Genomic DNA, 14,706 nt, shown 5'->3' with positions numbered 1-14,706 from the left:
ACCCTCACACCGTTGGCCGCGTGACCACCTCAACACCGGTCATTCTCCTTACAGCAGGAGTGGTTCCCCGAGTGGTTCTTCACCGGGGCGATCTACGCCGACATCGGCCTCCTGGCACGCAGCTACCCGACCGACCAGTCGGTGCACGCGTTCGGGCTGTCGTTCCTCCCCCCGTACACCCTCGACGACCCGGTTCCCGCGCCGCCAGAGCTGCCGTTGTCGACCCTCACCAACTCCCAGAACTGGTACTGGGGCGTGGACACCGGCACGGATGGCCCGGCGGTCGGGTCGAACATCGCCTGGTTGTTGAGCGGCATCCAGACCGCGGGGCCGCACCTCACCCCGAAGACGTTCGCGCAAGGGCTCTTCGCGATCCCCGCGTCGGGCGGCGCCGCCCAGAACGAAACGGACGGCTTCCTGAGTGGATACGGGAAGGCACCGGGCCTGCCGTACGACGAGTACGCGCAGAACGGCCTCGACTTCGCGCCTTACTGGTGGGACCCCACCACCACCGGCCCGTCGAACGGCACCGGCTCCATAGCCAAGGGTGTGGGGTGGTACGCCGACGGCGCGAAGCGGTACAAGGCCGGCACGTGGCCGAAGAAGCAGTTCGACTGGTTCGACAAGAAGACGTCGGTCTACCAGTTCGAGACCCGCCAGACGCCGCCGCCGACCTACGTCGGTGACTGCCAGGGATGCCCGGCTACCGGTGGCTCCGGCCAGCCCGGCTCGACCAGCAAGTCCGGCTTCGTCGCCAAGGCGTACGGCCAAGGCGAAAGCGCCTTGTAGACGCCTCGACGGCCACACGCGCGTTTGTCGCTCGACGGTGCCGACGCGCCATGATGAACGCATGCTGAAGCACGAGTTCTCGGTGGAGATGCCGCACTCCGCGGCACGACTCTGGGCAATCCTGCATGACTACGACCACTGGACGGACTGGTCGGCGATGGTGCATCGCGTCGACGTCCTCTGGCCGGGCGACGAGCACCAGAACGGCCGGCTGCGACGCGTGTTCTACGAGATGCCCGACGGGCCTACGGGTACGTCGCTCGAGTTGGTCACCGACGTCGAGCCCGAGCGCGGCCACACCTACACGATGATCTCGCGGGACGGGAATGACCACTTCGGCCACGTTCGCCTCGAGCCGCTCGGGCCGAACCGGACGATGCTGTATTTCGACGAGACCGCGAACATGGACCAAGAGGTCTACGCCTTCGTCAACAAGCACAACGAGGATCACTTCCGAAACGCGTCGCAGTACCTCACCGACCACCCCGAATACCGCCCCGATTTGATCGCGCCCGAAGGCTGAGAGGATCACAGTCGTGAAGGACTTCGACGGGAAGGTTGCGGTCGTCACCGGCGGCGGTGGTGGCATCGGCAAGGCCCTGGGCGTGCGCTTCGGGCAGGCGGGAATGAAGGTCGTCCTCGCCGACAACGACGGCGGCGTGCTGGAGCCGGCGGTCGACGAGCTTCGCGGCCTCGGTTTCGACACCACCGGCGTCGTCACCGACGTGCGGTTGCTCGAATCGGTGGAAGCGTTGCGGGATGCCACGCTCGAGGCCTACGGCGCCGTGCACGTCGTCTGCAACAACGCGGGGATCGGCGCCGGCTCGCAGAAGCCCTTCTGGGAGCAGCACGTGAACGACTGGCGCTGGAGTTACGACGTCAACGTGTTCGGTGTCGTGAACGGGATCAACGCGTTCGTGCCCGTGATGCTCGAGCAAGACACCGAGGGCCACGTCGTGAACACGTCGTCGGGCAATGGTGGGTTCTCGCCGCTGCTCTCCGGCTCGATGTACGCGTCGACGAAAGCTGCTGTCGTCACCATCACCGAATGCCTGTGGGGCAGCCTGCGCGCGATCGACGCGAAGGTGAGCGCCTCGGTGATGTTCCCTTCGACGCGCACCCCCGGCATGTTGAAGACGGGGATCTGGCGACCGGGACGGAACCGTCCCGCCGAGTTCGCCCACGCCGAAGCGCCTCCCCAAGAGGGCCGCGACGCGCTCACTCAGCTCGAGGAGACGATGCGCAGCGCCGGCCGGGAACTGACCTTCGCGCCGCTCGAGGAGATCGCCGACATGACCCTCGAGGGAATCGCCAACGACGAGTTCTGGATCTACGCGGAGTCGGGCCAGAACTCCGCGCAGGTGCGCGTCGACTCGATCATGAACCGGACCCCGCCCGACTACATGCGACAAGCCACGCAGTTCACCCCGCGGGAACGGGACTAGCGCGCGCGCGGGCCGCCGCGTTCGCCCGGCCAGCGCGACCCGCCGATCACGTCGGCGTAGGGCCAGAACGCGATCGGGTCGAGCGGACCCTCGAGCGTGATCTCACGGCTCTTGGGCTTCGAGGTGACCAACTGGGCCGAGAGATATTCACGCATCGGGAGCACCTCGGTGTACGGATCCCAAGGGCTGTCCCGCAAGAGCAGCTCCCCGTCGACGTTCTCGACGTACACCGCCTCGCTCACGCTCCGGACGCGCACGACATGCGGCGGGAAGTCGTAGCTCTTCTCGACCATGGCGACCGCGCGCGACACCTTGATCCACCACTCGTTCTGCTCGACGTCGACACCGTCCACCGGTGCCGGCCCGGTCGACTCCCCCCGGAACTCCAGGAATGTGTAGCCCTGGTGCGTGCACCGCGCCTCGATCGTGTCGCCGAGCCGGAAGTAAGTGATCGAGCACGGGAACTTCGGCTGGCCGTTGATCTCCTGGCTGATGAAGATGGCGGCTTCCTGGTCGATGCCGAGGCCGAGCCCGTAGTACCCCTCGATTCCCTGATACTTGGCCGGCACCTTGGTGCTGACGCCGTACTCCGGCTCACCCTTGACCGGCACGTTGTAGATGTTGATGTGCACGGTTGGCTCGCCGCCCGGCTCGAGCCCGGGTGGCAACAGGTCGACGATCCGGTCCGGATCGGTCCGGTAGACGAGCTGGAGCAGCGGCCAGCCCGCGATCTCGCCGGGCTTCGTCAGGGGGGTCGCGAGTTCAGTCATGCGGCAGAGGCTACGCCAGCGCGACCGCGCGCTGCTCGTCGCCTCAACCCGCCGCCCGCGCTGGGTTACCGTGCCCGGCAGGCATGGATCCCACCACGCTCTCGACCGTCGCGCTGATCGCCGCCGTCGCGACGGTCGCGCCGCTGCTATCGGAAGCGACGGGCCGCAAGATCCCCAGCGTGGTGCTCGAGCTCCTGGCCGGGATCCTGATCGGCCCGCAGGTGCTCGCCATCGCGACCGAGACTCCCACCGTCACCGCACTCGCAGCGTTCGGCCTCAGCTTTCTCTTCTTCATGGGCGGCTACGAGATCGAGTTCGCCGAGATCCGCGGGCGGCCGCTGAAGCTCGCCACCATCGGATGGTTCGTCTCGCTCGGGCTCGCGATCGTGATCGCGGGCGGCCTGGTGTTCACCGGCTTCGCGATCTCCGCGCTCCTGATCGGCCTCGCGCTGACGACGACCGCGCTCGGCACGCTTCTCCCGATGCTCTCCGACGCCGACGTGCTGCGCACGCGGTTTGGCGCCTTCATTCTCGCGATCGGTGGCGCCGGCGAGTTCCTCCCGGTCGTCGCTATCGCGCTGCTGCTCACGAGCGACAACCCGGCCGAAACCTCGCTGCTCCTCGTGCTCTTCGTCGCGCTGGCCGCGGGCGCGGTGGCGATGGCGATCCGGCCCACACCGCCACGCGTCGTGGAGCTACTCGGGCGCACCCTCGACTCGAGCTCTCAGCTCCCGATCCGCATCGCGGTGTTACTGATCGCGCTGCTCGTGTGGGTGGCGAGCGAGCTCGGTCTCGACCTCCTGCTCGGCGCGTTCGTGGCCGGCCTCGTGGTGCGCCTCGCCAACAAGGGTGAGCAGGCGCACGTGATCGAACAGAAGCTGTCGAGCGTCGCGTTCGGGGTCTTCGTACCGATCTTCTTCATCGTGAGCGGGATGAGCTTCGACCTCGACGCGCTCACCAACAAGCCGATCACGCTCCTCCGGCTGCCGCTCTTCCTCGGGCTGTTCCTCGTCGTGCGCGGCGTGCCGGTGCTCCTGTTCTACCGGCGCGACCTCTCCCGCGCGCAGCTGCTCCCCATGGTGTTGCTCTCGGCGACGGCGCTCCCGCTCGTGGTCGCGATCACCGAGATCGGGCTCGAGACCGATCGCATGAAGCCCGAGAATGCCGCCGCGCTCGTCGGGGCCGCGATGCTCTCGGTGCTGATCTTGCCGTTCACGGCATTCGCCGTGCGGCGCCGACACCCCGACGAGGAGGAGCCCTCGACCGCGGCTCCGGCAGACGAGCCCACCACGATCTACGAAGACGAGGCCGACGCATGACGGTTCCGCGGAACCGCTTTTAATCTAGAAATCAGCCAGATACTCGAATAAGATGGGCGGGTGACGCCCGCTACTCGAGCGGACAAGAACACCAGGAGCGATATGGACCCGCGGGCGGGACGCCTCGTCCGTCAGGTTGACGGCTATCAGGCCTTTCTGCCCAAGCCGCTGCCGCCGGACCCGCCGATTCGTTGGGACGCGGACCTCGTGCGCGCGCTCTCGGAGGCCGACCTCTCGCTCGGCCGGCTCGACGGTGTGGCCCTGGCTCTGCCAAATCCGAACTTGTTCGTCGCGATGTACGTACGCCAGGAGGCGGTGCTGAGCTCCCAGATCGAGGGCACCGAAGCCAGCCTCGACGACGTCCTGGCGTTCGAGGTGCACGCGTGGGATCCGTCGATGCCCCGTGATGTCACCGAGGTTGTGAACTATGTGCGCGCGCTCGATGCGGGGCTCGAGCTCCTGGACAAGCTGCCGCTTTCGGGACGGCTGCTGCGTGAGATTCACCGCGTGCTGCTGGCCGGACCCCGCGGCGCCGACCGACGCCCGGGCGAGTTCCGTACCTCCCAGAACTGGATCGGGCCGGCAGGCTGCACCCTCGCCACGGCCAGCTTCGTTCCGCCGCCGCCGCACGAACTCGGCGACGCCCTCGCCGCGCTCGAGCGTTTCCTGAATGACGAGTCCCTGCCGCCACTCGTGCAGGCTGCGCTCGCCCACGCACAATTCGAGACCATCCATCCTTTCCTCGATGGCAACGGTCGCGTCGGTCGGCTGCTCATCACATTGCTGCTCTGCTCGCGCGGCGTACTCGAGCGTCCGCTGCTGTACCTCAGTCTGTTCCTCAGACAGAACCGATCCGAGTACTACGACCGCCTCTCCGCCGTCCGCGATCGCGGCGACTGGGAGGGGTGGCTGCGATTCTTCTTCCAAGGCACGCGGATCACGGCCGACGATGCGGCACGCGTCGCCGGCGCGATCACAACACTGCGGCAGGAACACCTGAGGTCGATCGCGACCGAGCGCTTCGGTCGTTTCGGAGCGCCGCTACTCGATCTTCTTGCCAACCAACCCCTCGTCTCTGTGAAGTACGCGGCGGAGCGGCTCGGCTCGACACCTTCGACCGTCGGTGGGTTGCTGGACCGTGCAGTCGCGCTCGGCATCGTCGAGGAGATCACTGGACAACGCCGCAACCGACTTTACCGCTACACGCCGTACCTCGATCTCTTCGAGACCGACCAGGCGCACTCGGTGAGCGATCGGGCGCAGGCATGAGTGTGCTGGTCACCGGCGGTGCCGGGTACATCGGCTCGCACACGGTTCGCGCATTGTGCGGCGCGGGAGTCGACGTGGTGGTACTCGACTCGCTCGAGTACGGCCATCGTGAAGCCGTGCTCGACGCGCCGCTCGAAGTGGGCAACATCGCCGACGAAGCACTCGTGCAGCGGATCGTCGAGCAGATGCTCCACTGGTTCGACGAGTGCGACGGCATGCGGAGCGTTGCGCTCCGTTACTTCAATGCCGCCGGCGCATCGGTCGACGCCCGCATCGGCGAGGACAACCCGCGGCCACTCAACCTGGTCCCACTCGCGATGCAGGCCGCGCTCGGCCAGATCCCGCTGCTCATGGTCAACGGCACCGACTACCCCACGCCCGACGGCTCGACCATCCGCGACTACATCCACGTCGACGACCTCGCCGACGCGCACACGCGCGCGCTCGCTTATCTCGAACACGGCGGCGCGTCCACGGTCGTCAACGTCGGCACCGGACGCGGCGCGTCCACGCTCGAGGTGATCGAAGGCACGAAGCGGATCAGCGGCGTCGACTTCACGACCAAGCCCGGTCCCCGTCGTCCAGGCGATCCCACCGAGGTGTACGCCGATAACCGCCGCGCGCGCGAATTGCTCGGGTTGCAGCCGCAGTACGACCTCGACGACATCCTCGCGAGCGCGTGGCGCTGGCACTCGTCGCACCCCGAGGGCTACGGCACGAGCCGATGAGCCCCGTGAAACGCGGTCACTTGCTCAGCGCGTCCGATGCACCCGCGACCGGCGAACGGACCGACGCGATCGCGCGCGTGCGCAACCTCGTGGTGGAGCAGATCCTCAGCGGGCACGTCGAGCCGGTCGAGTACGACCAGGACGAGGACGAGCTCGCGGTCGTCCTCGACGGCGCCGCCGTTCTCGACGTCGAGGGTGAACGGGTCGAGCTCTCCGCGGGCGAGTGGGTGTTCCTCCCAGCACGCACTCGGCACCGACTCCTACACACCGAACCTGGCACGAACTGGCTCACGGTGAAGCTCTACCGCGAGTAGGTCGCGAGCGCGGCCGTGCACGCGACCAACGTCTCGTTCTGGAGATCGAACCAGGGCGGCCAGGGCGGGCCGGCGAAGAACTCCCACGACACGGAAGAAGCGACCCACAAGCACAAGTACAGCTGCAGTCGCCGTTCGAGCTCGTCGCCGCCAACGGGCAACGGCCCGTAGCTGACGAGCATGCGGTCGAGAGCAGCTCGACCCGATCGGAGGACACGTCCGAGATCGAACAGAGGATCTCCGGCGGTCGCGTCACCCCAGTCGATGATGCCGCACAGCCGGCGGTCGTCGGCGAAGACGTGGCGCGGATGGAAGTCGCCGTGCAACAGACACGCTGACTGCACCGCATCGAGGATGTCGCGATGCCGGTCGACCACCCGTTCCACATCCGCGACGGTGCGCGCAGGAAGGAGACCGGCGTCGACCACGGCCGCGAGTGAGCCCGTCCCCTCGGTCATGGCGTCGAACCAGGTTGGCTGCGTTCCCCGGTCACCGGATTCGCTCGCACCGAGCCAGCCGAAGCCGTCGAGTTCGATCGCGTGCACGACGCGCAGGTGCGCGCCCGCGGTCTCCAGCGCGGAGCTCGAGTCGTCGACGGGCGCGCCCCCGACGTGCTCCATGACCAGAAACGCCAGAGGAAGTTGCTCCTTGGAGAGATCGACGTCGACAATCGCCGGCGCCGGCACGCCCTCTTCGCGGACACGGTCGCACACCCAGGCTTCGGCGCGCACCGAATCGGTCGCTCCGCACTTCACGAGATAGCGCCCGATCGCCGCTTCGACGCTGAACGACTGGTTCCCCGCGAAGCCGGGAACCGGGTTCACCGCGTCGACGCGCGATCCCAGACTGCGTGCGACGACCGAAGCGACGAGCTCCGAATCGAGGTCGGGCGGGGGCTCGTAGCTCAGGGCAGGCCCGCACCCGGGACGTCGACCTGCACCTGTTCCACGCGCGCGCTCATCAGCTCGCGTGACAAATCGGCCTCACCGAGCGTGTCGGCGGTGAGCATGTAGAGCGTGCGACGGCCGGCGCCGCCGAGCACGCAGGCCACGGCGCGGCGCGGGGGTTCGAGCTCGATGGTGTCGACGATCTCACCCCCGGCGAGGACGCGCGCATACCGGGACGCGGTGACGCACGCAGCCCACACCGCACCCTCGGCGTCGAGGCACATGCCGTCGGGTGCGTGCGGCAGCTCCGCGAACATCGAGCGATCGGTGAGGACGCCGTGCGAACCGATCACGAAGGTCGTGAGCTTTCGCCCTGCGCTCTCCGCGACGATCAACGTACGCCCGTCGGGGGTGATGGCCATGCCGTTCGCGACCATCATGTCGTCGGCGGCAACGGACGCGGTGCCGTCGGGATCAACGCGGATCAAGGGGCTCGGCGCGGGTGTCGCGCCAGCGTGCCGGTCGTAGCCGAACTGACCGACCCACGCCCATCCTTGCGGATGCACGATCATGTCGTTGATGCCGTGCGGGGCAAGCGCGGTGACGTCGGCGTGCACGACCAGCCCGGACGATTCCAACCGCAGCACCGCGCCGTCCATCGCGACAACGAGCAGGCGACCGTCGGGCAGCCAGCCGATCCCCGAGAGTGGCGAGTCGTGTTCGGCGACGACCGTGGTCGCGTCCGAGCGCGGGTCGACCGACAGCACGCGATGTGAGTGCATGTCTGACAGGAACAGCGCCCCGTCGTGCCAGCGCGGCCCTTCGCCGAACGCGAGCCCGTCGACGAGCACCGAGACGTCGCGCGTGGTCACGAGCGCGTCAGGGCTTGGGGTCGGGAGGGAGCGGCCAGCGGAAGAGTGCGGCCGCGTTCGCGTAGAGGAGCTTGCGCAGGTGCTCGACCGGCAGGTGCCCCCAGCACTGCTCGATCACTTCTTGCGTGTCGGGCCAGGTGGAGTCGCCGTGCGGGTAGTCGACCTCCACCATGATGTGGTCGATACCGATGCGCTCGCGTGTATCGATGGTGGACGGATCGTCGATCGTGCAGAACCAGAAGTTGCGCTGCAGCACGTCGGCAGGCCGGATCGCGCCGTTCCCGAAGAACTCGCCGTAGCCGGAACGGTCGACGATGTTGTCGAGCCGGTCGAGCAGCATCGCCACCCAGCCGATGCCACCTTCACTCATCGCGATCTTCACGTTCGGGTAGCGCACCGCGAGCTCGGACCACAGCCACTCCGCGCACGCGCTGAGCGAGAGCTGGCCGAACAGGGTGGCGCCGAGGCCGAGGCGCGGCGAGTCGTCGGGATAGTCGGCCATGCCCGACGAACCGACGTGCAAGCAGATGACGGTGTCGGTCTCCTCGCACGCGGTGACGATCGGGTCCCAGTAGCCGCTGAACAGCGAAGGCAGACCGACCTTGTGCGGGCGCTCCGGCAAGGTGACCGCCCGGAAGCCGCGCTCGGCGTTCCGACGGATCTCGCCCGCGCCGATCTCGGCGTCGCTCAGGAACGTGATGCCGCACGGGATGCTGCGATCCGGGTAGGGCTGCCACCACTCGTCGTAGAACCAGTCGTTCCACGCCCGCGTCACCGCGAGGCCGAGCTCCCGATCGGACACGAGCGAGAACACCCGGCCCGAGAAGCCGGTGATCTGCGATGGAAAGTTCAGCGACGCCCATACGCCGTTGATGTCCTGGTCTTTGACGCGCGCGTGGATGTCCCAGCAACCCGGGCGGATGTCCTCGAAGCGCACTGGTTCGACCTTGATGAACTCGCGCTTGCGGCCCGCTACCGCGTTCATGGCTACCTGCGTGTAACGCTCGCCGTCGAACTCCCAGAGTTGGTGCCCGTGCTCGTTCTCGACGATGCGCGGCGCGAGGTCGGCGTACTTCGCCGGCACGCGACCCTCGAACATGTCGGGCGGTTCAACGAGGTGGTCGTCGACCGAGATGATCGAGTAGCGAATCGTCCGCGGCTCGGGGTCCGGCAGCAACGTCTCGGGTCTCGTGACGATCGTCATGCGCTGCAGGATACGCCTGGTTCCCCAAGACGCGTTGGGGCGCGCTGGGCCGAGCCGGGCGAACACCGATGCGTCGATCCCGCCCCTAATCTTGTTGATTCTCCCGAAAGGCTTCGCTCGTGCGCCGTCTCGGCATCATCCTCGCAATCGTCGCGACCGCGCTGGTCGGAACCGGCGCGGTGGCATCGCCCGCCACGGTCCCGCTCACCAAGGTCACTGTGAACGGAGCGAGCGACGAGAAGCCCACTCTGAAGTTCGCGAAGCCCTTCGCGGCCACCGCGACCACGCACCGGGTCGTCGCCGCCGGGAGCGGCGACAAGCTCGCGAAGGGCGCGAAGATCACGTTCGACTACGTCGTCGTCGACGGACGCACGGGCAAGGAGCTCGGTACGTCCTTCGGCGCCACGCCGGTTGCGACCGTGCTCGACACCCAGCAGACCGCGGCGGGCCTGGTGAAGAGCCTCGTCGGCTCCTCGGTCGGGAGCCGAGTGCTCATCGCCATCGCGCCGAAGGAAGGCCTCGCCGCAAACGCGAAGACCAATGGCGCGAAGAACGTCAAGAAGAACGACACGCTGCTCTTTCTCGTCGACGTGAAGAGCGTGCGCACGCCGCTCGAGCGTGCCGCCGGCGACGCGGTTGCGCCGGCCGAAGGTCTGCCCGCCGTCGCGCTCGACGCGACGACCGGCAAGCCGTCGATCACCGTTCCCGGCGCCGACGCTCCTTCGCAGCTCGTCGTGCAGCCGCTCATCAAGGGCACCGGCGCGACGGTCGACAAGGGCCAGAGCATCTCGGTGCACTACACGGGCGTGATCTGGGGCAGCGGCAAGCAGTTCGACTCGTCGTGGGACCGCGGCAAGCCTGCCGACTTCACGATCGGCACCGGCAACGTGATCCTCGGATGGGACGCAGGCCTCGTCGGCCAGACGGTCGGCTCGCAGGTGTTGCTCGTGGTGCCGCCCGACCAGGGCTACGGCAGCGGCGGGAAGGCGCAAGCGGGCATCGCCGGCACCGACACCCTGGTGTTCGTCGTCGACATCCTCGACGCGTACTGACGCTGCGCGCTCACGCGTTCACCGGATCGTTGCCTCCGCGCTGCGCTGTCACCCAGAGGAAGTTGGCCTCCCGGCCGTCCTCGAGCTTGGTCTCGACCTCCGACGCGACGACGAGCAGGCCCGCGTCGGTGACCATCGCGAGGGTGGCGTCGCGTCCGAGAGAACTCCAGTACATCGGCGCGCCGAGCCAGTCGTCTTCGTGCTCGTCGCCGGGGTGGAGCCCGACGTCGAAGAGGAACACGCCGCCCAGAACAAGCCACGACGCAACACGCGCGACAAGCGCGGGCTGCTCGCCCGCCGGCACGTGGAGCACCGAGTAGAAGGCAGTGACGAGGTCGAATGCCTCTGCCGGAAACTCGACGCGCGTCATGTCGCCAGCCAAGAACTCCACTCCGGGCACGCGTTGGCGTGCCGCGTCGATGCTGCGCCGCGAGATGTCGACCGCGGTCACCGCGTCGAACTCCCTCGCCAGGCGCGCGGTGGCCTTGGTGCCGGTTCCGCAACCGAGGTCGAGCGCAGACCGGCGCGACGGAACGAGCGGCAGCACCGAGTCGATCCGGGCCCCACGGACGCCGTCGCCCTGCTCTTCTTCCCGGTGCTCGTAACGGTCGAAGATCGCGTCGTACCCGTCGGCCACGATCCGCTTTGGGTCGAAGCTCACGCGAGCAGCTCGATGGTGCAGCGCGGGCCCGGTGCCCGCGCGAGTGTGGCGTCGGCGGTGACGAGCACCACCGTGAGCGCCTCGGCGAGGGCGACGTACGCGGCGTCGTACGGAGTGACGCTCTCGCGAAGCTCCCACACTCTCGCGATGAGTGCCGCATGACCCACGCGGCCGATGTCGAGTGCGACGAGGTCGTCGACCGCGAACTGCGCTCGACGACTGTCGACGTCGCCGCGGGCAACCAGACTCCGAAGGCCAGACAACACCTCGAGATCGAGCAGCTCGGGCGCGACCAAGCGCTCGCCTCGTAGCCGAGCGCGGGTCCGGTCCCCGTCGTCACTGTCGTCGGCAACGGCCGACACGATCACCGAAGCGTCGACGACGATCAGCGCGAGTCGCGATCTGCTCGGATCGCCGCCGCCGCCTGCTTGAGTGACGCCCTGCCACCGCTGCGTCCGCCGGCGCGATCGAGCACCTCATCGAGAGGCGGGTACCGCACCTCTTCGATCAAGCGACCGAGGAGATACTCCTGGAGGGACTGGCCCGCCGCGGCCGCACGCCGGCGCAGTTCGCGGTGGACCTGGTCGGGCACCCCTTTGACCTGAACACTGGGCATGCCGCCAGAGTAGCGCCAGATTGGCACCACAAACGCCATTTTGGCGCCACCAGACGCAGCGTCAGCCGTGGCCGCGCTGGATCACCGACTCACCGAATCGCTCGAGCGTCTCGAGCGCGCGGGTCAACGAGTCTCCGGGCACCCCGACTCCACACCACGTGACCCCGAGGGCCGCGAGCTCGTCGACCGCCTCGAGCCGCGCGTCCGCATCGAAGTCGTCCCTACTGGGATCGCCACCGACGGAGGTCCCGAACGACACGTCGATCTCGGCCGGGTCCCGCCCCGCCTCGTCGACGAAGAGCCACAGTTCGTCGAGCATCGCGACGAGGTCTTGCACGGTCTCGATCGGCGGCGTCTTTGCCGTCGTCGCCAGCTGCGGCGGCGCGGGGAAGGGACTCCAGCCGTCGCCGTACCGAGCGACGCGGCGACGGGAGAGGCGACTGTTCCCACCGATCCAGATCGGCGGACAAGGATCGGGCTTGGGGTTCGCCGTCTGGCCCCGTGCCAGAAAGGTGAGGCCTTCGTACGCGAAGTCGTCCTCGGTCCAGATGCCCCGCAGCACTTCGATCGCCTGGTCGAAGAGGGCGTTGCGCTGTTCGAAGTCGACGCCGAGCGCACGGTACTCACCGCGCAGGTAGCCCGTGGCCACGGCGAGGATGAAGCGACCTCCCGAGAGTGCGTCGATGGTGGCCACGGCTTTCGCCACGAGGAACGGGTTGCGGTACGGGAGGACGAGGATGTCCGGGATCAGCCGCATGCGATCCGTCACCGCCGCGCAGAAGGCCAGCGCGACGAACGGGTCGAGCGCGTCGTGGCCTCCGGACTCCAGCCACCGGTGCGTCGGCGCGGGATGCTCGGTGAAGCTGATGCCGTCGAACCCCACCTCCTCGGCCACTCGGCAGAACCGAGCCAGCGCGTCCTTGGTGAGGAACTCGGGGTTGTGCGGGTGGGTCACCAACGGGTACATCACCGAGAACTTCACCCGACGACGCTAACGCACCGCCGCACTGGCGGGATCTAGTAGATGCGGTGGCGGAGCGTCGCCACCCAGTAGCCGTGTTCGACCATGGCGATCTCATCCTCGCGGCCTACGACGTAACGAAGCGATGACCCTGATCGGATCGAGCGGAACAGCGTGTCGCTGCGGGCGACGCGTGCGGGATCGAAGTGATCTGGCAGCCGCGCACCGTCCTTGAGCTGTGCCCGGGGACGCTGTGGACTCGGGATCGCGGCGGCGAATCGACCGTCATCCGTCTCTACGAACTCGGTCCACGGGTAGTAGGTGCGCGAGTCGGGGTCACTCTGATGCTTGAAGATGAGCGCCCGGTCCCGCTCGCGTCCCCACGCCGGGCGACGGCACCGCGCCACGCGGACCCAAGCCGTCCCGTTCAGACCTCGAGCCTCGTACAGACGAGAGGCAAAGAAGATCTCCGGAGTCCGATCGCGTGGCCACTCGTACGTCCACGGGCCGGCGGTGGCGCCCCCCGTCACCGCGACCATCGGTTCGACGACCACCGACGACGTCTCCCTTCGCGCTTCGCGCGTCACTCCTTCGGATCTTGCGCCATCGGTGGCTTCGAGCGACGCAGCTTCCTGCCGAGCCACATCACCGGGTCGTACCGGGCGTCGACGACCCTCTCCTTCAAAGGAATGATCGCGTTGTCGGTGATGTGGATGTGCTCGGGACAGACCTCGGTACAGCACTTCGTGATGTTGCACATACCCAGACCCATGCGGGCCTGGAGAAGGTCGCGCCGGTCGTTGGTGTCGAGGGGATGCATCTCCAGCGCGGCGTACCGGACGAACAGGCGCGGACCCGCGAACGCAGCTTTGTTCTCCTCGTGGTCACGGATGACGTGGCAGGTGTCCTGGCACAAGAAGCACTCGATGCACTTGTGGAATTCCTGAACGCGATCGACGTCCTCCTGGCTCATCCGGTAGGTCCCGTCGGGTTCGCGCGGCCGGGGCTTGAACGCGGGGACCTGCTTCGCCATCTCGTAGTTGAACGACACGTCGGTCACGAGGTCCCGGATCAACGGGAACGTCTTCATCGGCGCGAGGGTGATCGTCGCGCCCTCCTCGAAGGTGTCCATCCGGGTCATGCACATGAGCCGCGGTAGACCGTTGACCTCGGCGCTGCACGAGCCGCACTTGCCGGCCTTGCAGTTCCAGCGCACGGCCAGGTCGTTCGCCTGGGTGGCCTGGACACGATGGACCACGTCGAGGACGACTTCACCCTCCTGCGACGGGACGTCGTAGTCGCGGTACTCGCCACCCTCGGCGTCACCCCGCCAGATGCGCATGGTCACGTTCCCGGCCGTCACCCGTCCTCCAACAGTTCGTTGAGATAGTCCGGCATCACCGGCAGTGCTTCGAGCGCCAGGCTCAACGCGCCGTCCCGCTCGCGCACGACGACGTTCACCTTGGCGAGCTCGGGGTCGGTTCCGGGGTAGTCGTCCCGGGTTTGCGCGCCCCTGCTCTCGCGGCGCTCCCGGGCCGCGCGCGTGATGCACTCCGAAACCGTGAGCATCGAGCGGAGGTCGAGCGCGAGGTGCCAGCCGGGATTGTACTGACGGTGTCCCTCGACCGTCACCCGCCGGGCGCGCTCCTGAAGCGCCGTGAGCTCCTCGAGCGCCTTGTCGAGCTCGTCCTCGGTGCGGATGATCCCGACGAGGTTGTGCATGCACTCCTGGAGATCCTGCTGCACCGCGTACGGATTCTCGCTGCCGGCCTCAAACGGTCGCAGGGCCTCTCTGGCGATCTCGTCGACCTGGCCTTCG

At 67.8% G+C, this 14,706-nt stretch carries 19 protein-coding genes; 8 read left to right on the top strand and 11 right to left on the bottom strand.

Translation table 11 applies throughout. The annotated features are described in order from the left end of the window. Window positions 1–141 precede the first annotated feature (141 nt). The 3 genes from WD271_17925 to WD271_17915 all read left to right on the top strand — a co-directional run bounded on the left by WD271_17925 (window position 142) and on the right by WD271_17915 (window position 2,234). Window positions 142–789, top strand: a complete 648-nt coding sequence (locus WD271_17925) for a hypothetical protein (GenBank protein MEX1009701.1) — start codon at window positions 142–144, stop codon at window positions 787–789. A 61-nt stretch (window positions 790–850) separates the two neighbouring features. Further along, window positions 851–1,312, top strand: coding sequence for an SRPBCC family protein (locus WD271_17920; protein MEX1009700.1), 462 nt, complete (start codon window positions 851–853; stop codon window positions 1,310–1,312). Window positions 1,313–1,325: 13 nt separating this feature from the next. After that, window positions 1,326–2,234, top strand: a complete 909-nt coding sequence (locus tag WD271_17915; GenBank protein ID MEX1009699.1) for an SDR family NAD(P)-dependent oxidoreductase — start codon at window positions 1,326–1,328, stop codon at window positions 2,232–2,234. Here WD271_17915 and WD271_17910 read toward each other — a convergent pair. After that, a complete protein-coding gene (locus WD271_17910; protein MEX1009698.1) occupies window positions 2,231–3,004 on the bottom strand; it encodes an acetoacetate decarboxylase family protein in 774 nt (257 codons plus the stop codon). The genes WD271_17915 and WD271_17910 overlap by 4 nt on opposite strands. Window positions 3,005–3,087: 83 nt before the next feature. Between WD271_17910 and WD271_17905 the strand changes: the two genes are divergently transcribed. The 4 genes from WD271_17905 (at window position 3,088) to WD271_17890 (ending at window position 6,634) form a co-directional block, all read left to right on the top strand. Then, entirely contained in the window at window positions 3,088–4,323 is a 1,236-nt protein-coding gene (locus WD271_17905) for a cation:proton antiporter (GenBank protein ID MEX1009697.1), read from the top strand. Between the two features lie 102 nt (window positions 4,324–4,425). After that, a complete protein-coding gene (locus tag WD271_17900) occupies window positions 4,426–5,592 on the top strand; it encodes a Fic family protein (GenBank protein ID MEX1009696.1) in 1,167 nt (388 codons plus the stop codon). Further along, complete coding sequence (locus WD271_17895; GenBank protein MEX1009695.1) at window positions 5,589–6,320, top strand: NAD-dependent epimerase/dehydratase family protein; 732 nt, start codon at window positions 5,589–5,591, stop codon at window positions 6,318–6,320. Before WD271_17900 ends, WD271_17895 begins: the two co-directional genes overlap by 4 nt. Next, the gene (locus WD271_17890; GenBank protein MEX1009694.1) at window positions 6,317–6,634 is read left to right on the top strand and encodes a cupin domain-containing protein; all 318 of its coding nucleotides are present in this window, start codon (window positions 6,317–6,319) and stop codon (window positions 6,632–6,634) included. Before WD271_17895 ends, WD271_17890 begins: the two co-directional genes overlap by 4 nt. Here the strand turns inward: WD271_17890 and WD271_17885 are convergent. The 3 genes from WD271_17885 to WD271_17875 all read right to left on the bottom strand — a co-directional run bounded on the left by WD271_17885 (window position 6,622) and on the right by WD271_17875 (window position 9,597). Then, complete coding sequence (locus WD271_17885) at window positions 6,622–7,458, bottom strand: aminoglycoside phosphotransferase family protein (GenBank protein ID MEX1009693.1); 837 nt, start codon at window positions 7,456–7,458, stop codon at window positions 6,622–6,624. The two genes, WD271_17890 and WD271_17885, sit on opposite strands and share 13 nt — an antisense overlap. An 80-nt stretch (window positions 7,459–7,538) precedes the next feature. Next, window positions 7,539–8,393 carry an SMP-30/gluconolactonase/LRE family protein gene (locus tag WD271_17880; GenBank protein MEX1009692.1) on the bottom strand — a complete coding sequence of 285 codons (855 nt, stop codon included), beginning with the start codon at window positions 8,391–8,393 and terminating at the stop codon, window positions 7,539–7,541. Window positions 8,394–8,400: 7 nt separating this feature from the next. Continuing rightward, window positions 8,401–9,597 (bottom strand): amidohydrolase family protein, encoded by a 1,197-nt coding sequence (locus WD271_17875; GenBank protein MEX1009691.1) that lies wholly within the window; start codon window positions 9,595–9,597, stop codon window positions 8,401–8,403. A gap of 119 nt (window positions 9,598–9,716) precedes the next feature. On the opposite strand from WD271_17875, the gene WD271_17870 reads away from it, so the two are divergent. Next, window positions 9,717–10,649 carry an FKBP-type peptidyl-prolyl cis-trans isomerase gene (locus WD271_17870; GenBank protein ID MEX1009690.1) on the top strand — a complete coding sequence of 311 codons (933 nt, stop codon included), beginning with the start codon at window positions 9,717–9,719 and terminating at the stop codon, window positions 10,647–10,649. A 10-nt stretch (window positions 10,650–10,659) separates the two neighbouring features. Here the strand turns inward: WD271_17870 and WD271_17865 are convergent, their stop codons facing one another. The 7 genes from WD271_17865 to WD271_17835 all read right to left on the bottom strand — a co-directional run. Next, entirely contained in the window at window positions 10,660–11,310 is a 651-nt protein-coding gene (locus WD271_17865) for a class I SAM-dependent methyltransferase (GenBank protein ID MEX1009689.1), read from the bottom strand. After that, window positions 11,307–11,696, bottom strand: coding sequence for a type II toxin-antitoxin system VapC family toxin (locus WD271_17860; protein ID MEX1009688.1), 390 nt, complete (start codon window positions 11,694–11,696; stop codon window positions 11,307–11,309). Before WD271_17860 ends, WD271_17865 begins: the two co-directional genes overlap by 4 nt. Next, entirely contained in the window at window positions 11,696–11,926 is a 231-nt protein-coding gene (locus WD271_17855) for a hypothetical protein (GenBank protein ID MEX1009687.1), read from the bottom strand. The genes WD271_17860 and WD271_17855 overlap by 1 nt, the downstream gene beginning before the upstream one ends. 61 nt (window positions 11,927–11,987) lie before the next feature. Further along, on the bottom strand, window positions 11,988–12,908 hold the full coding sequence (locus tag WD271_17850) for an LLM class F420-dependent oxidoreductase (GenBank protein MEX1009686.1): 921 nt from the start codon (window positions 12,906–12,908) through the stop codon (window positions 11,988–11,990). A 35-nt stretch (window positions 12,909–12,943) separates the two neighbouring features. Further along, the gene (locus WD271_17845) at window positions 12,944–13,441 is read right to left on the bottom strand and encodes a hypothetical protein (GenBank protein ID MEX1009685.1); all 498 of its coding nucleotides are present in this window, start codon (window positions 13,439–13,441) and stop codon (window positions 12,944–12,946) included. 29 nt (window positions 13,442–13,470) lie between these two features. Beyond that, window positions 13,471–14,229, bottom strand: a complete 759-nt coding sequence (locus WD271_17840) for a succinate dehydrogenase/fumarate reductase iron-sulfur subunit (protein ID MEX1009684.1) — start codon at window positions 14,227–14,229, stop codon at window positions 13,471–13,473. A 17-nt stretch (window positions 14,230–14,246) separates the two neighbouring features. Beyond that, window positions 14,247–14,706: fumarate reductase/succinate dehydrogenase flavoprotein subunit (locus WD271_17835; protein ID MEX1009683.1), on the bottom strand; the 460-nt coding region annotated here is incomplete at its 5' end.

Source organism: Acidimicrobiia bacterium (assembly GCA_040880805.1).
GTDB lineage: Bacteria > Actinomycetota > Acidimicrobiia > IMCC26256 > DASPTH01 > DASPTH01.
The sequence above is the reverse complement of the archived record's forward strand: the minus strand, read 5'-3'. Positions and strand labels throughout refer to the sequence as shown.

Coding starts and splice junctions, on each gene's coding strand:
- WD271_17920 (MEX1009700.1), top strand. CDS start 851: ATGCTGAAGCACGAGTTCTCGGTGGAGATGCCGCACTCCGCGGCACGA.
- WD271_17900 (MEX1009696.1), top strand. CDS start 4,426: ATGGACCCGCGGGCGGGACGCCTCGTCCGTCAGGTTGACGGCTATCAG.
- WD271_17910 (MEX1009698.1), bottom strand. CDS start 3,004: ATGACTGAACTCGCGACCCCCCTGACGAAGCCCGGCGAGATCGCGGGC.
- WD271_17905 (MEX1009697.1), top strand. CDS start 3,088: ATGGATCCCACCACGCTCTCGACCGTCGCGCTGATCGCCGCCGTCGCG.
- WD271_17840 (MEX1009684.1), bottom strand. CDS start 14,229: ATGCGCATCTGGCGGGGTGACGCCGAGGGTGGCGAGTACCGCGACTAC.
- WD271_17890 (MEX1009694.1), top strand. CDS start 6,317: ATGAGCCCCGTGAAACGCGGTCACTTGCTCAGCGCGTCCGATGCACCC.
- WD271_17895 (MEX1009695.1), top strand. CDS start 5,589: ATGAGTGTGCTGGTCACCGGCGGTGCCGGGTACATCGGCTCGCACACG.
- WD271_17855 (MEX1009687.1), bottom strand. CDS start 11,926: ATGCCCAGTGTTCAGGTCAAAGGGGTGCCCGACCAGGTCCACCGCGAA.
- WD271_17875 (MEX1009691.1), bottom strand. CDS start 9,597: ATGACGATCGTCACGAGACCCGAGACGTTGCTGCCGGACCCCGAGCCG.